This is a genomic window from Bradyrhizobium sp. PRIMUS42 (assembly GCF_023006515.1).
Taxonomy (GTDB): Bacteria; Pseudomonadota; Alphaproteobacteria; order Rhizobiales; family Xanthobacteraceae; genus Bradyrhizobium.
In genome coordinates this window covers 1-842 of the sequence record NZ_JALBGZ010001328.1, presented here as the reverse complement: position 1 = coordinate 842, position 842 = coordinate 1, and the positions used below count along the sequence as shown (strand labels likewise).

Annotated in this window: 2 protein-coding genes and 1 pseudogene; 1 reads left to right on the top strand and 2 read right to left on the bottom strand. The window is 65.9% G+C overall.

The window, feature by feature from the left end:
- Positions 1 to 44 precede the first annotated feature (44 nt).
- Positions 45 to 167, bottom strand: coding sequence for a hypothetical protein (locus MOV75_RS42510; protein ID WP_258719531.1), 123 nt, complete (start codon positions 165 to 167; stop codon positions 45 to 47).
- 77 nt (positions 168 to 244) lie between these two features.
- Positions 245 to 439, bottom strand: a complete 195-nt coding sequence (locus MOV75_RS40085) for a hypothetical protein (protein WP_246922757.1) — start codon at positions 437 to 439, stop codon at positions 245 to 247.
- 1 nt (position 440) lies between these two features.
- Here MOV75_RS40085 and MOV75_RS40080 point away from each other — a divergent pair.
- Positions 441 to 842 (top strand): annotated as a pseudogene (locus tag MOV75_RS40080) (hypothetical protein); the annotation flags it as partial.

Sequence of the window (842 nt, the reverse complement as noted above, 5' to 3'; positions counted from 1 at the left end):
CGCCCATTAATGCGGCGCACGCCAACTAGAGCGGCGCACGTCGATTAACGCTCGTCGCTGTAGACGCGATCGTCCGGCGCCTGCGGGCCCGCGGTGCCGCGCGAGGCAAGCGCCACGAAGCCGGCATAGCCGGACAGGTTGAGCAAGACTTCGAGCCACGCGGGCATGTCGGCCTCTTCCGCTCAGCGTGAGAGAGGACTCAACGTCCGCGCGCAATCCTGGTTCCCTGCTCCTCGCGAAGAAACTAGACCGGAGAGGAGGGGTCGAGCCGGCGCCCGAGGGCGGCAACGGATTCGCTCGACGGCTGCTCTTTCAGGAACTCGGCGATGGCCCGCGCCAGCTCGCGGTCACTCATCGGCGTCGGCGGCGAGCGCAACGCGCCGACCCCGAAGCTGCGGACGATCTCGTCGTAATGCTGATCGTCGGATCTGGGAACCATCTTGCGGATGCGGGCCAGCAAAGCAGATAAGGGCAAACCTTCCTCCATCGTTCGCCCCGCTGGCAGCAATCGTCTTGTGCTGCCACCTGCTCCCCGTGAAACTGAAAACCCCGCCAGCATCGCGGAGATGCTGACGGGGCTTCGTGCTGTTGCCTCAACCCGGATGGCGGAGGCTCCCGCACTTGACGAGGCAATGCGCGCCCGGCGATTTCGTTCCGAGTTCCGTCGACATTTTTTGCGGCGGCGGGTTCCGCAGCCTGCGCGCAACCATCGCAGGCGTTCATCGTTACCTCCGCAAGACGCGAAGGAGGACAGCATGAAGAAGACATTGGCAGTTCTGGCCACCGTCGCAGCCGTCGGCGTGACCGCGGTTGCAGCCCCGGCGCCTGCCGAGGCGCGCGGT

Bases quoted from the DNA above. Each gene is read 5' to 3' on its own strand.
- MOV75_RS42510 (WP_258719531.1), bottom strand. From the start codon at position 167: ATGCCCGCGTGGCTCGAAGTCTTGCTCAACCTGTCCGGCTATGCCGGC.
- MOV75_RS40085 (WP_246922757.1), bottom strand. From the start codon at position 439: ATGGTTCCCAGATCCGACGATCAGCATTACGACGAGATCGTCCGCAGC.